The sequence below is a fragment of the Roseobacter denitrificans OCh 114 genome, from assembly GCF_000014045.1.
Classification (GTDB): Bacteria; Pseudomonadota; Alphaproteobacteria; order Rhodobacterales; family Rhodobacteraceae; genus Roseobacter; species Roseobacter denitrificans.
Window position 1 is genome coordinate 209,422 of record NC_008209.1, and the last position, 13,334, is coordinate 222,755.

Sequence of the window (13,334 nt, forward strand, 5' to 3'; positions counted from 1 at the left end):
GAAGGTATGACGACATGTCCGAAAACGATCAGACTCCCGAAGAATATGGCGCGAATTCCATCAAAGTTCTCAAGGGGTTAGAGGCTGTCCGAAAACGCCCCGGTATGTATATTGGCGATACGGATGATGGCTCCGGTCTGCACCATATGGTGTATGAGGTTGTCGACAACGGCATCGACGAGGCACTGGCGGGCCATGCGGATGCGGTGACGGTCAAAATCCACGCCGACAGTTCGGTGTCAGTGTCCGACAACGGGCGCGGCATTCCTGTGGGCATCCACGAAGAAGAGGGCGTGTCCGCCGCCGAAGTCATCATGACACAGCTGCATGCGGGTGGTAAGTTTGACAGCAATTCCTACAAGGTGTCGGGCGGTTTGCACGGCGTCGGCGTTTCGGTTGTGAACGCGCTGTCGGACTGGCTGGAACTGCGCATCTGGCGCGAGGGTAAAGAGCACGTCGCCCGCTTTGAAGGCGGGTTTACGACCAGGCACCTCGAAGTGGTCGGCGATACCGACCGCACGGGCACCGAGGTCCGCTTCATGGCCTCGACCGAGACGTTTTCCAACCTCGACTATTCGTTCGAGACGCTGGAAAAGCGCCTGCGCGAACTGGCCTTTCTGAATTCCGGTGTGCGCATCATTCTGATCGACGAGCGCCCTGCCGAAGAACTGCGGTCCGATTTGTTCTACGAGGGGGGCGTCAAGGAATTCGTCAAATACCTCGATCGTTCGAAATCCTCGGTTATGCCCGAGCCGATTTTCATCACCGGGGAAAAAGACGACATCGGCGTCGAAGTCGCCATGTGGTGGAACGACAGCTATCACGAAAACGTCCTGCCGTTTACGAACAACATTCCGCAACGCGACGGCGGCACCCATATGGCGGGCTTTCGCGGGGCGCTGACGCGCACGATCAACAATTATGCGCAGTCCTCCGGTATCGCACGCAAGGAAAAGGTCAGCTTTACCGGCGATGATGCACGCGAGGGGTTGACCTGCGTGCTGTCGGTCAAGGTGCCTGATCCGAAGTTCTCGTCGCAGACCAAGGACAAGCTGGTATCCTCCGAAGTGCGCCCCGCTGTCGAAGGGTTGGTCAACGAAAAGCTGGCCGAATGGTTCGAAGAAAATCCGGCCGAGGCCAAGATCGTCGTGGGCAAGATCATCGAAGCGGCGCACGCGCGTGAAGCGGCCCGCAAGGCACGCGACCTCACGCGTCGCAAGACGGCGATGGATGTGAATTTTCTGGCCGGAAAGCTCAAGGATTGTTCCGAAAAGGACCCTTCCAAAACCGAAGTCTTCCTTGTCGAGGGGGATTCAGCGGGCGGTTCTGCGCAGACTGGCCGCGACCGCCAGACACAGGCGATCCTGCCGCTGAAGGGTAAGATCCTGAACGTGGAACGTGCGCGCTTTGACCGGATGCTGGGCAGTCAGGAGATTGGCAACCTCGTTATGGCGCTCGGGACAGGGATCGGTCGCGACGAATTCAACATCGACAAATTGCGCTACCACAAGATCGTCATCATGACGGATGCGGACGTGGATGGCGCGCATATCCGGACGTTGTTGCTGACCTTCTTTTACCGGCAGATGCCGCAATTGATCGAACAGGGGCACCTCTATATTGCGCAGCCGCCGCTTTACAAAGTCAGCCGTGGCAAGTCCGAGGTCTACCTCAAGGATGAGGCCGCGATGGAGGAATACCTGATCCAACAGGGGATTGATGGCGCGATGCTACGTCAGGGCAACAACGAAGAAATCTCCGGTGCAGACCTCGCCCGCGTGGTTGAACTGGCCCGCCAGATGCGCCGTGTGCTTGACGCTTTCCCGACACATTACCCGCGCCACATTTTGGAACAGGCCGCGATTGCGGGTGCCTTTACACCCGGTGCCGTGGATGCAGACCTGCAGGGCGTGGCGGACAAGGTCGCGGCACGGCTGAACCTCATTGCGCTTGAATACGAACGGGGCTGGCAAGGGCGCATCACGCAGGATCACGGCATCCGTCTGGCGCGTATCCTGCGCGGAGTTGAAGAAGTGCGCACACTGGACGGGCGCATCCTGCGCGGCGGTGAAGCCAGCCGCAGTGGTTCCTTCACAGAGCACCTGCAGGAGGTCTACAACCTGCCCGCGACATTGGTGCGCAAGGATCGGACACAATTGATCCATGGTCCGATGGACCTGTTGAATGCCATTCTGCAAGAAGGCGAAAAAGGGCTATCCCTGCAACGCTACAAGGGTTTGGGTGAAATGAACCCGGACCAGCTGTGGGAAACCACGTTGGACCCGGATGCGCGCACACTGTTGCAGGTCAAGGTCGACGATATGGCCGAGGCGGACGATCTCTTTACCAAACTCATGGGCGATGTTGTGGAGCCGCGCCGCGAGTTCATTCAGCAAAACGCACTAAGCGTTGAGAACCTCGATTTCTGACCAGCTGTAGGCTTGGTTTTCAACAGCTGCGGCCAGAGGAGAAACCATACTTCACTGTTCCCTCTGGCCGACACTGTTTGTGCCGGGTGTTCAGGTCAGGCCGACGCTGCACCCAAAGCGGAATCCATCAACGCCTTGATCTGCGATTTGCCGGTCTGGGCGACGATGCGTCCCAATTCCTGATCGCCTTTCAGCACCACAAGCGTTGAGCGGCGTGGGATGTTCATACGTTTGACCAGATCCGATTTGCCGTGGTCGTCCCAATCAACGTCGATGAAGGTGATCTTGGCCTCGTATTCCGGGTTTTCCGCTTTCAGCGCGTTGATAACCCGCTCTTGCGCCGCGCAGGTGCTGCACCAGCTGGCTTTGAAGTCCAGAAAGACGGTGTCACCAGCTTTCAGGTGCTTTTCCACCAGTCCCGGCTCATAGGCGAGCGGGGCGGCGTTGGCAGCAAAGGGCAGCGCAGCGGCCCCTGCGGTGAGCAAAAGAAAATGACGACGATCCATGTGGGTCTCCTAAGGTTGTTCTTACAGTGAAACGGAAAGGTCGATCAGCCAGGCCGGCAGAACGCCGATCATCCAGGCTTCGATCATGTGATGCAAGTTGAATAAAAGGCCCAGTCCAACGGCGACGAACGCCACGCCGAGAATGGGGCGGCTGCGCAAGGCAAGGGCGCGTAGCTGTGTATTATAGCGTCCGACTGCACCGCGTGTGCCGTAAGCAAGGCCAAGGATCAGGGTCGAGACACCGGCGGCAAAGAACACCATGATGGTGGTCGCGCGCAGCAGCCCTTCGCCCTGTGACGCGAGCGAGATCGCACCCCCCAGCGTTGGACCGATGCAGGGGCTCCACACCGCGCCGAGCAGCAATCCACCGAGGAATTGCCCGCGCAGTCCGCCGCGATCCAGCGTGTCGATGCGTGCATCAGCCTGCGACGACAGGCCCGCCGTTGCCCCAGCCATGACCGCCCCGGCCTGTGGCACCAGCAGCGCAAGACCGAATAGCACCATCAACCCAGCCCCGATCTTTGAGATCGTATCGATGTCGACCCCAAGCGCCTGTCCAAAGGCCGTGACGCCCACGCCCAAGGTCACGAACGACAGGCTCAACCCCCCGGACAGGGCGACTGGCCCAAAACGGCTGGACTGAAAAGCGCTGGCGATCACGATGGGCAAGACCGGCACAACGCAGGGGTTGATCAGGGTCAGCAAACCCGCTCCATATGCAAAGAGTAATTCCATGACGGCCACTTAAGGCGTGCAGCACCGCGCTGTCATCAAACGATCCGGTGACGCGGTTTCACATGGTCGTGGGTTTTGTGACACACACGGGTCGTCAGGCTTCGCATTGTCCGTTTGTCGCAGGGGTGAAAACCATATTGCGGGAATGCAAGGGAGAACATATACAGAACAAATGGCGAGATTATCACTGGAACAAAAGCTGGCGATTCTCAGCGACGCGGCAAAATATGACGCGTCCTGCGCGTCATCTGGCTCGACCAAACGGGATTCGCGCGGCGGCAAGAGCCTCGGGTCGAATGAAGGCAGCGGTATCTGCCATGCCTATGCGCCGGATGGGCGATGCATCAGCCTGTTGAAAATACTGATGACCAATTTCTGCATCTATGACTGCACCTATTGCATCAATCGCGCCTCATCCAATGTCGCGCGCGCGCGGTTTTCTGTGGATGAGGTGGTGAAACTGACGATCGAATTCTACCGCCGCAACTATATTGAGGGGCTGTTTCTGTCTTCGGGGATCATCCGGTCGCCCGACGCGACGATGTCGGACATGGTGCAAATCGCGCGCAAACTGCGCAAGGAAGAGAATTTTCGTGGCTACATCCACCTCAAGACGATCCCCGACGCCGCTCCTGAACTGATCGAGGAGGCCGGCCTGCTGGCGGATCGCTTGTCGATCAATGTTGAAATGCCGACCGATGCAGCCGTCAAACAACATGCGCCTGAGAAAAGCCCCGAGCAGATCCGGCGCGCCATGGCAGATGTGCGCCTACGCAAAGAGGTCGCAAAGGATCGCACGCATACGGGCCGCCGTCCCCCTCGCTTTGCGCCTGCTGGCCAGTCAACGCAGATGATTATCGGCGCGGATGATGCAACCGACAGCACCGTTTTGGGACAATCAACGCGGCTCTATTCGAGCTACAAGTTGAAACGCGTCTACTATTCCGCCTTTTCACCCATCCCGGATGCATCGGCTAAGTTGCCGCTGATCAGCCCGCCGTTGCAGCGTGAACACAGGCTGTATCAGGCGGATTGGTTGTTGCGGTTTTATGGGTTCGATCTGGAGGAGATTACCGGGCATCGCAAGGATGGCAATCTGGATCTCGATATTGACCCGAAACTGGCATGGGCGCTGGCGCACCGTGGGCTGTTTCCACTTGATGTGAATACGGCCAGTCGTGACATGCTGCTGCGCGTCCCCGGTTTCGGGACGAAAACCGTTGGCCGCATTCTTTCGACCCGCCGACACCGCACGCTGCGCTACGAAGACCTTGCGCGTATGGGGGCGTCGATGAAAAAGGCGCAGCCTTTCATCACGGCTCTCGGGTGGACGCCGCGCAACCTCACCGACAGTGACACGCTGCGCGCCCGCTTTGCGCCGCCGCCGCAACAGATGAGCCTTTTCTGACGTGCCCCACGTCAGCTTGCCGCGCATAGGCACCGCAGAGGCATGGCGTGATGCCGCACGCGGATTTCTTAGCGCTGCTGTCCCGCCCGCGCAGATCACGTGGGGCGACAGCACAACCGAACCGGGTCTTTTCGAAACGCCTGCGCCACTCGTCGCGCCGGGCAGGGTGACTGTGCCGCGGTCTTTCGTGTCGATGGCCAACACCGTTGTCTGGCATAGTGATCCATCCCGCTTTGCCCGACTCTACGCGTTTTTGTGGCGGTTGAAAGACGCACCGCACCTGATGACGGACCGGGGTGACGCGCAGCTTGCCAAACTGCGGAGCATGGAAAAAAACGTGCGTCGGTGTCAGCACAAGATGAAAGCCTTTGTTCGGTTTCGCGAAATCGGCGCGCCCGGCGATAACAGGCGGTCCTTTGCCGCATGGTTTGAGCCGACGCACCATACCATCGAACCCACCGCGCAGTTTTTCGTCCGCCGATTTGCGGATATGGACTGGCGTATCCTGACGCCGGATGTTTCGGTCTTTTTCGAGAACGGGGCGCTGCGGTTTTTGGAAGATCACCCGAAACCAGACCTCCCCGAGGATGCCAGCGAAACGCTATGGGTCACTTATTTCCGCAATATCTTTAACCCTGCCCGGCTCAAGGTGCAGGCGATGCAGTCTGAAATGCCCAAGAAGTACTGGAAAAACATGCCTGAGGCGGCGGCAATTCCGGATCTGATCGCCTCTGCCCCCGAACGGGCGCGCCAAATGGCACTGGCCGCGCCCACTCTGCCGCCCACGCGCATCAGCGCCATTCAGGCACAACAAGCGGCCCATGAAAGTGTATGGGACGGCCCGCCGGGATCGCTCCCGAAGGCCATCGCCGGATGCACGCGCTGCCCGTTGCACAAGACGGCAACGCAAGCGGTTCCGGGGGAGGGACCGTTGGATGCAAGGCTGATGATTGTCGGCGAGCAGCCGGGCGATCAGGAGGATCTGATCGGGCGGCCTTTTGTCGGGCCTGCGGGTCAGCTTTTTGACAGCATTGCGGCGGATGCCGGGCTGGACAGGGGGAAGGTGTTCATCACCAATGCCGTGAAGCATTTCAAATTCACACCGCGCGGGCGCAAACGTATCCACCAGCGCCCCAATCAGGGTGAAGTGGCCCATTGCAAGTGGTGGCTGGACGCTGAATTGCGCGAGGTTGCGCCCGATCTGGTTGTGGCCATGGGTGCAACTGCAGCCGCTGCGTTGACCGGTTCGGGCAAGGCGATTTCAGCGCGGCGCGGCAGGATTGAAACGGGCGAGGCAGGGATACCGGTGCTGATCACCTGGCATCCGTCATATCTGTTGCGCCTGCGCGATGACACCCAGCGCATGGCGGCAACGCAGGAACTGGCGTGCGATCTGCGCATGGCACTAGAGTACAAAGGCAAAGCCCTCGCCGCGCGTTAATCCCTTGTCGATCAGCCGCGGAAATTCCAGCAACCTGCGTTATGACATGGCGAGTTTGACAGGCTTGCCCGTTGCAAGCGATTCTGCTGCCGCGTCTGCCATGCGTTGTGCCGCGACCCCGTCCGCGACCGACGGCTGCGGTGCGGCACCCTTGGTCAAAGCATCCACAAAGCTGCGCAACTCCGCAAGGTAGGCGGCCTGATACCGCTCAAGAAAGAAATGCTGGTTGGGCGCGGATGCAAACCCGGCTGTGGCGGCGTGGGTCACCAGATTTTCAACCTGATTTGACACCTGCAACATGCCCTTTGATCCATGTACTTCGAGGCGTTGATCATAGCCATAGGTCGCGCGGCGTGAATTGTTGATCTGACACAGCTTGCCCGACGCTGTCTTGAGCGTGACCATGGCACTGTCGATATCGCCAGCGGTGGCAATCCCGGGGTCAACTAGGCAGGCGCCAGCGGCGTAGATGTCGACCGGGTCCTCGCCCAGAATAAAGCGGGCCATGTCAAAATCATGGATCATCATGTCCCGGAACAGCCCACCGGATTGGCGGATATAGGACAGAGGGGGTGGCGCGGGGTCCCGCGATGTGATGACCAGCAGTTCCGCATCCCCGATCACCCCATCGGCCACCTGCGCCTGAAGATGCGCGAAATGCGGATCAAACCGCCGGTTGAACGCGGTCATGAAGGGCACGCCTGCCTTGGTAACCGCCGCCATACATTCCGCGGCACGGTCCGAGGACAGATCAATCGGCTTTTCGCAGAAGATCGCCTTTCCGGCGGCGGCAAGCGCGTGAATCTGATCATAGTGCAGTGACGTGGGGGTGGCGACGATGACCGCGTCAATATCCGTCGCGGCGATGATATCCTCGGCGGTGCGCGTCTGTGCACCAGAGGTTTCGGCCAGCTTTTGCGCCGCCTCTGGCACGGCATCCGCCACAGCAGTCAGACGGGCATTGCCCATTCGTGCGATGCTACCTGCATGGACCTGACCGATGCGCCCGCAGCCCAATAAACCGATTGAGATCATCTTCTATCCTTTGTTGGTGTCTTGCGCGGGTCCGATGGCACGCAAGGCCGTGCGGGCAGCCGCCTCTATGGGGGCTTCGACATCGCTCAGGATCTGCACGCGGTCAAAGCGGTCAGGATCAACTGCCACAGCCGCGCGCAGGGCCTGACCAAAGACCATGCGCAACTCGGTTCCGATGTTGAATTTGCAGATGCTGGAATTCCGGGCCAGCGCGCTGCGCTGTTCGGGTGGCACGCCAGAGCCGCCGTGAATTACAAGCGGCACATCGGTTACCGCCTCGATGGCGCGGATGCGGGCCTCGTCCAATCCGCCTTCCTGATTTTGCTGCAGATGGACATTGCCCACCGATATGGCCATCGCATCGACGCCGCTGTCCTTGGCGAATTTGACAGCTTCCGCAGGGTCCGTCCCTTGCGAGTTTTCGCCCTCAGCATAGCCCACGAACCCGATCTCCCCTTCGCAAGAGATACCGGCCGCATGGGCCATCTCGGCAATGCGCGCGGTCTGGTCGATGTTTTCAGACAGGCCAAGCCGGGAGCCATCAAACATCAGTGAGGTAAAGCCACTATCCAGTGCTTCGCGACATTCATCAAAGGTGTAGCCGTGATCAAGATGGGCCACGACCGGAACGGACACGCTATCGGCAAGATGGCGGAACATCTTGCCCAAAACCGGCAGGGGCGTGTGTTTGCGGCACGACGGCCCCGCCTGAAGGATCACGGGCAGCCCCTCGGCTTCGGCGGCACGCACGTAGGCGCGCATGTCTTCCCAGCCAAGGGTCACAAGGCCACCGACGGCGTAGCCATCGCGCAAGGCCGGGCGCAGGACATCCGTAAGGGTTGCGAGTGTCATTTGAACTTTGCCACCATATCCATGATGCCGGGGATGGTGTGTAATTGCTCGGCATGGGTGGGCTGGAAATACTGTTTCAGGCTGCGCTGGCTCAGACCGCCAAGAATGGTGAAATAGTACATTTCATACCCCGGCAGCACACAACAAGGGTGATAGCCCTTGTCGATGCAGATCGTCGAGCCGTCGACGATATGATAGGCGTCGCCCGGTTCGTTATCTTCGCGCTGCAGCATCTGGAGGCCAGACCCGTAGTTCGGCTTGAAGCGAAAGTTATAGGTTTCGTCATGCCGTGTCTCATCCGGCAGGCGGTCCGTGTCGTGCTTATGGCTGGGGAATCCGGACCACCCGCCCGCACCGACGGTGAACAGTTCTGACACCAGCAGTCGCCCCACGCGTTCATGCTGGTTGGCACCAAGGATATGTTTGATCTTGCGGTGCGTCTTGGTGTCGTCCGACCCATATTGCACCAGATCAATCTCATCGGCGCGCACGGCAAATGGTTCCAAGACCTCGTCAAACTTGGCGCCCGCGACAAAGACCTCGGCGCTGTCCGACAGGCAGGTAAAACGCGCCTCCTGTCCGCTGGGGACATAGACACCTTCGGGCTCACCATCCCAGACATCGACACCGCGCCCACCGAGGTTCTTGGCCTCGAACCCGCCGGTGGCGACATCCAGCAGGCCCGTGGCGGGGGCAATGCAGGTTTCATAACCGGGCACCGCGTATCCAAAGCTTTCGCCCTTTTTCAGCTTGACGATGTTGAAATAATTCAGCGGGACAAGGCTGTCGCCCGCATCCACGATGGGTTTGTTCTGATTGTCAAAAGGGGCGATATGCATGGGCTTAGCCTTTCGTTGGGCCGGGGTGTTCGGCCAGAAACGCGGCCAGTTGATCGTGCGTGGGCATGGCGGGCGCGCAGCCGGGTTTGGCGACAACGATGGACGCGCAGGCCGATCCGCGCAGCACGGCGTCTTGCAAATCCAACCCTTCGGCGATGCCGGAGAGCAACCCGGCCATGAAACTGTCCCCCGCACCATTGGGTTTCACCGCTGTGACCGGATAAATGCCGGTGTGTATTTCCTGACCGCCGGCAAAGGTCACAGCCCCCTTTTCGCCCATCTTGTAGATCACGATGGCCACGCCGTTTTCCGCCAGCGACTGCGCCTTTTCGAGACCCTTGGCGATGTCGCCTGCCATGAAACCGAATTCTTCGTCATTGCCCACGATCATGTCGCTGGCAGCACCCGCGCGGGACAAGACATCCGCGGCAACCTCGGGGGAGGGCCAGGAATAGGGGCGATAGTCGATGTCAAAGATCACGGGCAACTTGCGGGCGCGCGCGGTTTCAAAGGCGGCAAAGGTGGCCGAACGTGAAGGTTCCGCCGCAAAGACCGTGCCTGCGGTGACGAGGGCCCCGAAGGGCGAGAAATCGACCGCCGCCATATCGTCGGTCGTGACCTGAAAGTCCGCCGCGCCGTTGCGGTAGATCACGTTCTGAAAGTCCTCGATGCAGCTTTCATAAATCGCCAGCGAATTGCGGAACTCCCCCGCGACGGAACGCACATATTCTGTCCCTACCCCGTAGTGTTTCATCCTGTTTATACAAAATCGCCCCACCGCGTCATCGGATACCGATGTGACCAGTGACGCGGCACAGCCCAGTTTACACAAGCCCGCCGCGATATTGGCGGATGAGCCACCGAGGTCGGCGTGGAACACCTCGGCCTCTTCGCTTTTGACGCCGGGGGGATGGGCAAACATATCCATGCCTGCGCGCCCCAGAATGACAAAGTTCTTTTGCGCGATACCCTCGCGCAACTCGGTCTGGCTGATGCCTGTCACTAGACGCCCCTACGTTGTTTGGCGCGGCTGGCCTCGATTTCGGCATGTTTTTCGCGCACGGATTGGTGGTCGGATACTTCGGGCGTACCGACTTCCCACCACGTGTGGCCTTGGGTGGTCCAACCGTCATAGGCGTCCACATTCATCACGATCACCGTTGTCTTGTCCGCTGCCTTGGCGGCCTTGAATGCCGCGCCCAATTCAGCTGCATTATCGGCGCGCATCGCGTGCGCGCCCATGGACGCCGCATGCGCCACGAAGTCCACGGCAAAGGCTTCAGGTATGGTCGGTGTGTCCTCGAACAGGTTGTTGAAACTCTGATTGCCGGTGTTGTTCTGCAACTTGTTGATGACGGCAAAGCCACCGTTGTCGAGCACCAGCAAGATCATCTTTTTCTGCGTCAGGACGGACGAGTAAATGTCCGAATTCATCAGCAGGTAGGAGCCATCCCCGCAAAAGACGATCGTGTCCTGATCCGGCTCCTTTTCGGACTGGGCGATCCGCGCGCCCCAACCGCCGGAAATTTCGTATCCCATGCAGGAAAATCCGAATTCCACATCCACCGTGCCGATATCAAGCGTGCGCCAGTTTGCGGTGACTTCGGCGGGCAAACCACCCGCTGCGGCAACCACACGGTCGCGTTTATCGCAGAGCGCATTGACGACGCCAACTGCCTGCGCATAGGAGTTTGGCCGGTTGCCCGGCTTTACGTTTTCCGCCACATAGGCGTTCCACTTCTGGCGTTCTTCTTTGGCAAACCCTGTCCAGCTTTCTGGCGCTCTGTAGCCTGCCAATGCGGTGCCGAGTGCGGCAATCCCCAGCTTTGCATCACCGACCACGGGCAGCGACATATGTTTGCCTGCATCATGGCGTGCGGCATTCAGAGATACGATGCGCGCGTCCTTGGCAAAGGCGGTCCATGACCCGGTGGTGAAGTCCTGCAACCGAGAACCGACGGAGAGGATGACATCCGCCGCTTCGGCCACGGCATTGGCGCTGTCCGACCCCGTGACGCCCACCGGTCCGATATTGAGCGGATGCGTGTCATGCAGGTTTGCGCGACCGGCAATGGTTTCTATGACGGGGATATCATGGGCCTCTGCAAAGGCGGTGAGTTCTGCCACGGCCCGCGAATATTGCACGCCGCCCCCTGCGATAATCACCGGGCGCTCAGCCGCACGCAACAGGGCCGCTGCGTCTGCGATCTCGTCGGGGTCCGGGGTTTGACGGCGGATGCGGTGCGTCTTCTCTTCGAACAGAGCCTCGGGATAATCATAGGCCCAGCCCTGCACATCCTGCGGCAGTGCGATAAAGGCCGGGCCGCAATCTGCCGGGTCCAGCATGGTCGCGATGGCTGCGGGCAGCGATTGGATCACCTGCGCGGGATGGGTGATCCTGTCCCAATACCGTGAAACCGCGCGGAAACCATCGTTCAGCCCATAGGCCGGATTGCCATAGTGCTCGATCTGCTGAAGCACCGGATCAGGCAGGCGGGTCAGGAACGTATCCCCGCACAGCATCAGCATCGGCAAGCGGTTGGTATGGGCCAGCGCGGCGGCAGTCATCAGGTTTGACGTGCCCGGACCCGCCGAGGCGGTGCAAAACATGAACCGCTGACGCAGGTGGTATTTCGCATAGGCAGCGGCAGCGAATCCCATGCCCTGCTCATTCTGGCCGCGATAAAGAGGCAGCGTGTCTTTCACGTCAAAAAGCGCTTCGCCCAGACAGGTCACATTACCATGCCCAAAAATGCCAAAACCCCCGCCGCAAAGCCTGACGCGTTCACCGTCAATCTCAATGAACTGTGCGTTCAGATAGCGAATGATCGCCTGTGCCGTTGTCAGGCGAATGGTCTTGTCCGTCATCGTCCGAGCCCCCATGAATGCATTATGACAGGTCAGCGCTGATTGACGCTTGACCTGATGCGTCATTTATAGATACCCGTGTTGCAACCGGTTGCAATATCTTTTTTGGGGACAGTCATGGCCGAGATCGGAATAGGCATTATCGGCGGTGGCTATATGGGCAAAGCGCATGCGGTGGCTTTCAGCGCCGTCGGGGCAGTGTTTGACACAACCCTACGTCCCCGTCTGGAAATGGTCGCGGCCTCAACCGAATCTTCCGCTGCAAGTTATGCAAAATCATATGGTTTTGCGCGCAGCACGGGGGACTGGCGCGTGTTGGTGGCGGATGCGGATGTGCAAGCCATCGTGATCGCATCCCCGCCCGAAACACACCTTGAAATAACGCGGGCTGCGGCGGCTTTGGGCAAACCGGTATTTTGTGAAAAACCGCTCGGTCGCTCCGTCGAAGACGGCAAGGAAATGGTGCAAGCCGTTGAGGCGGCACGCGCGGTGAATATGATCGGGTTCAACTATATCCGCACGCCAGCGTCGCAATATGCGCGCGCGCTGATCGCCGAAGGCGAAATTGGCGACATCACATGGTTTCGGGGCGAACATACAGAGGATTTCTACGCCGATCCTGATGCGCCAGCGACATGGCGCGCACAAGGGGATTCCAATGGCTGCATGGGCGATCTTGCCCCGCATATGATCAACGCGGCCCTTGCGCTGATCGGACCGATTGGGTCGGTAATGGCCGAGATCGAAACGGTGCACAAAACCCGCGGCGGCGCGCCCGTCACGAATGACGATCAGGGCCAGATCATGTGCCGTTTCACGAATGGCGCGATGGGCCATCTTTTTTTCAGCCGCACGGCGACAGGGCGCAAGATGGGCTATATCTACGAGGTCACCGGCACCCGGGGAGCCATCCGCTTTGATCAGGAGGATCAAAATGCGCTGTGGCTCTACAAAGCCGAAGGCCCTGAGGCGCAGCGCGGTTTTCGCAAGATCCTGACTGGCCCCGCGCATCCCGATTACGAACCCTTTTGTCAGGGACCGGGACACGGCACCGGGTATCAGGACCAGATCATCATCGAGGCGCGAGACTTTCTTGCTGCAATCGAAGCGGGCAAATCGCGTTGGCCGACGTTTCGTGACGGGCTTGAGGTTTCCAATATCGTAGAGGCGGCGCGCCGATCTCATGCGGCGCGCGCATGGCAAGATGTCAACCACGGCTAA

Annotated in this window: 11 protein-coding genes; 4 read left to right on the forward strand and 7 right to left on the reverse strand. The window is 59.6% G+C overall.

Going from position 1 to position 13,334, the window contains the following annotated elements; translation table 11 throughout:
• Positions 1–14 precede the first annotated feature (14 nt).
• Complete coding sequence (gene gyrB, locus RD1_RS00980) at positions 15–2,429, forward strand: DNA topoisomerase (ATP-hydrolyzing) subunit B (RefSeq protein ID WP_011566563.1); 2,415 nt, start codon at positions 15–17, stop codon at positions 2,427–2,429.
• A gap of 95 nt (positions 2,430–2,524) precedes the next feature.
• Here gyrB and RD1_RS00985 read toward each other — a convergent pair whose 3' ends face one another.
• A complete protein-coding gene (locus tag RD1_RS00985) occupies positions 2,525–2,935 on the reverse strand; it encodes a thioredoxin family protein (RefSeq protein ID WP_044032860.1) in 411 nt (136 codons plus the stop codon).
• 21 nt (positions 2,936–2,956) lie between these two features.
• Positions 2,957–3,670: a cytochrome c biogenesis CcdA family protein gene (locus tag RD1_RS00990; protein ID WP_011566565.1), complete on the reverse strand. Its 714-nt coding sequence runs from the start codon at positions 3,668–3,670 to the stop codon at positions 2,957–2,959.
• A 172-nt stretch (positions 3,671–3,842) separates the two neighbouring features.
• Between RD1_RS00990 and RD1_RS00995 the strand changes: the two genes are divergently transcribed.
• Both RD1_RS00995 and RD1_RS01000 read left to right on the forward strand, forming a co-directional pair.
• Positions 3,843–5,078 (forward strand): putative DNA modification/repair radical SAM protein, encoded by a 1,236-nt coding sequence (locus tag RD1_RS00995; protein WP_011566566.1) that lies wholly within the window; start codon positions 3,843–3,845, stop codon positions 5,076–5,078.
• Between the two features lies 1 nt (position 5,079).
• The gene (locus RD1_RS01000) at positions 5,080–6,519 is read left to right on the forward strand and encodes a UdgX family uracil-DNA binding protein (protein WP_011566567.1); all 1,440 of its coding nucleotides are present in this window, start codon (positions 5,080–5,082) and stop codon (positions 6,517–6,519) included.
• A gap of 39 nt (positions 6,520–6,558) precedes the next feature.
• On the opposite strand, the gene iolG is transcribed toward RD1_RS01000, so the two are convergent.
• From iolG to iolD, 5 genes are read right to left on the reverse strand one after another with little or no spacing between them, the layout of a single operon-like run.
• A complete protein-coding gene (iolG, locus tag RD1_RS01005) occupies positions 6,559–7,554 on the reverse strand; it encodes an inositol 2-dehydrogenase (RefSeq protein WP_011566568.1) in 996 nt (331 codons plus the stop codon).
• A 3-nt stretch (positions 7,555–7,557) separates the two neighbouring features.
• Positions 7,558–8,406: a class II fructose-bisphosphate aldolase gene (locus RD1_RS01010; protein ID WP_011566569.1), complete on the reverse strand. Its 849-nt coding sequence runs from the start codon at positions 8,404–8,406 to the stop codon at positions 7,558–7,560.
• Positions 8,403–9,245 (reverse strand): 5-deoxy-glucuronate isomerase, encoded by an 843-nt coding sequence (locus tag RD1_RS01015; protein WP_011566570.1) that lies wholly within the window; start codon positions 9,243–9,245, stop codon positions 8,403–8,405. Before RD1_RS01015 ends, RD1_RS01010 begins: the two co-directional genes overlap by 4 nt.
• Positions 9,246–9,249: 4 nt before the next feature.
• Entirely contained in the window at positions 9,250–10,248 is a 999-nt protein-coding gene (iolC, locus tag RD1_RS01020) for a 5-dehydro-2-deoxygluconokinase (RefSeq protein ID WP_105880297.1), read from the reverse strand.
• A complete protein-coding gene (gene iolD, locus RD1_RS01025; RefSeq protein WP_011566572.1) occupies positions 10,248–12,113 on the reverse strand; it encodes a 3D-(3,5/4)-trihydroxycyclohexane-1,2-dione acylhydrolase (decyclizing) in 1,866 nt (621 codons plus the stop codon). Before iolD ends, iolC begins: the two co-directional genes overlap by 1 nt.
• Positions 12,114–12,230: 117 nt before the next feature.
• Between iolD and RD1_RS01030 the strand changes: the two genes are divergently transcribed.
• Positions 12,231–13,334, forward strand: a complete 1,104-nt coding sequence (locus RD1_RS01030) for a Gfo/Idh/MocA family protein (protein WP_011566573.1) — start codon at positions 12,231–12,233, stop codon at positions 13,332–13,334.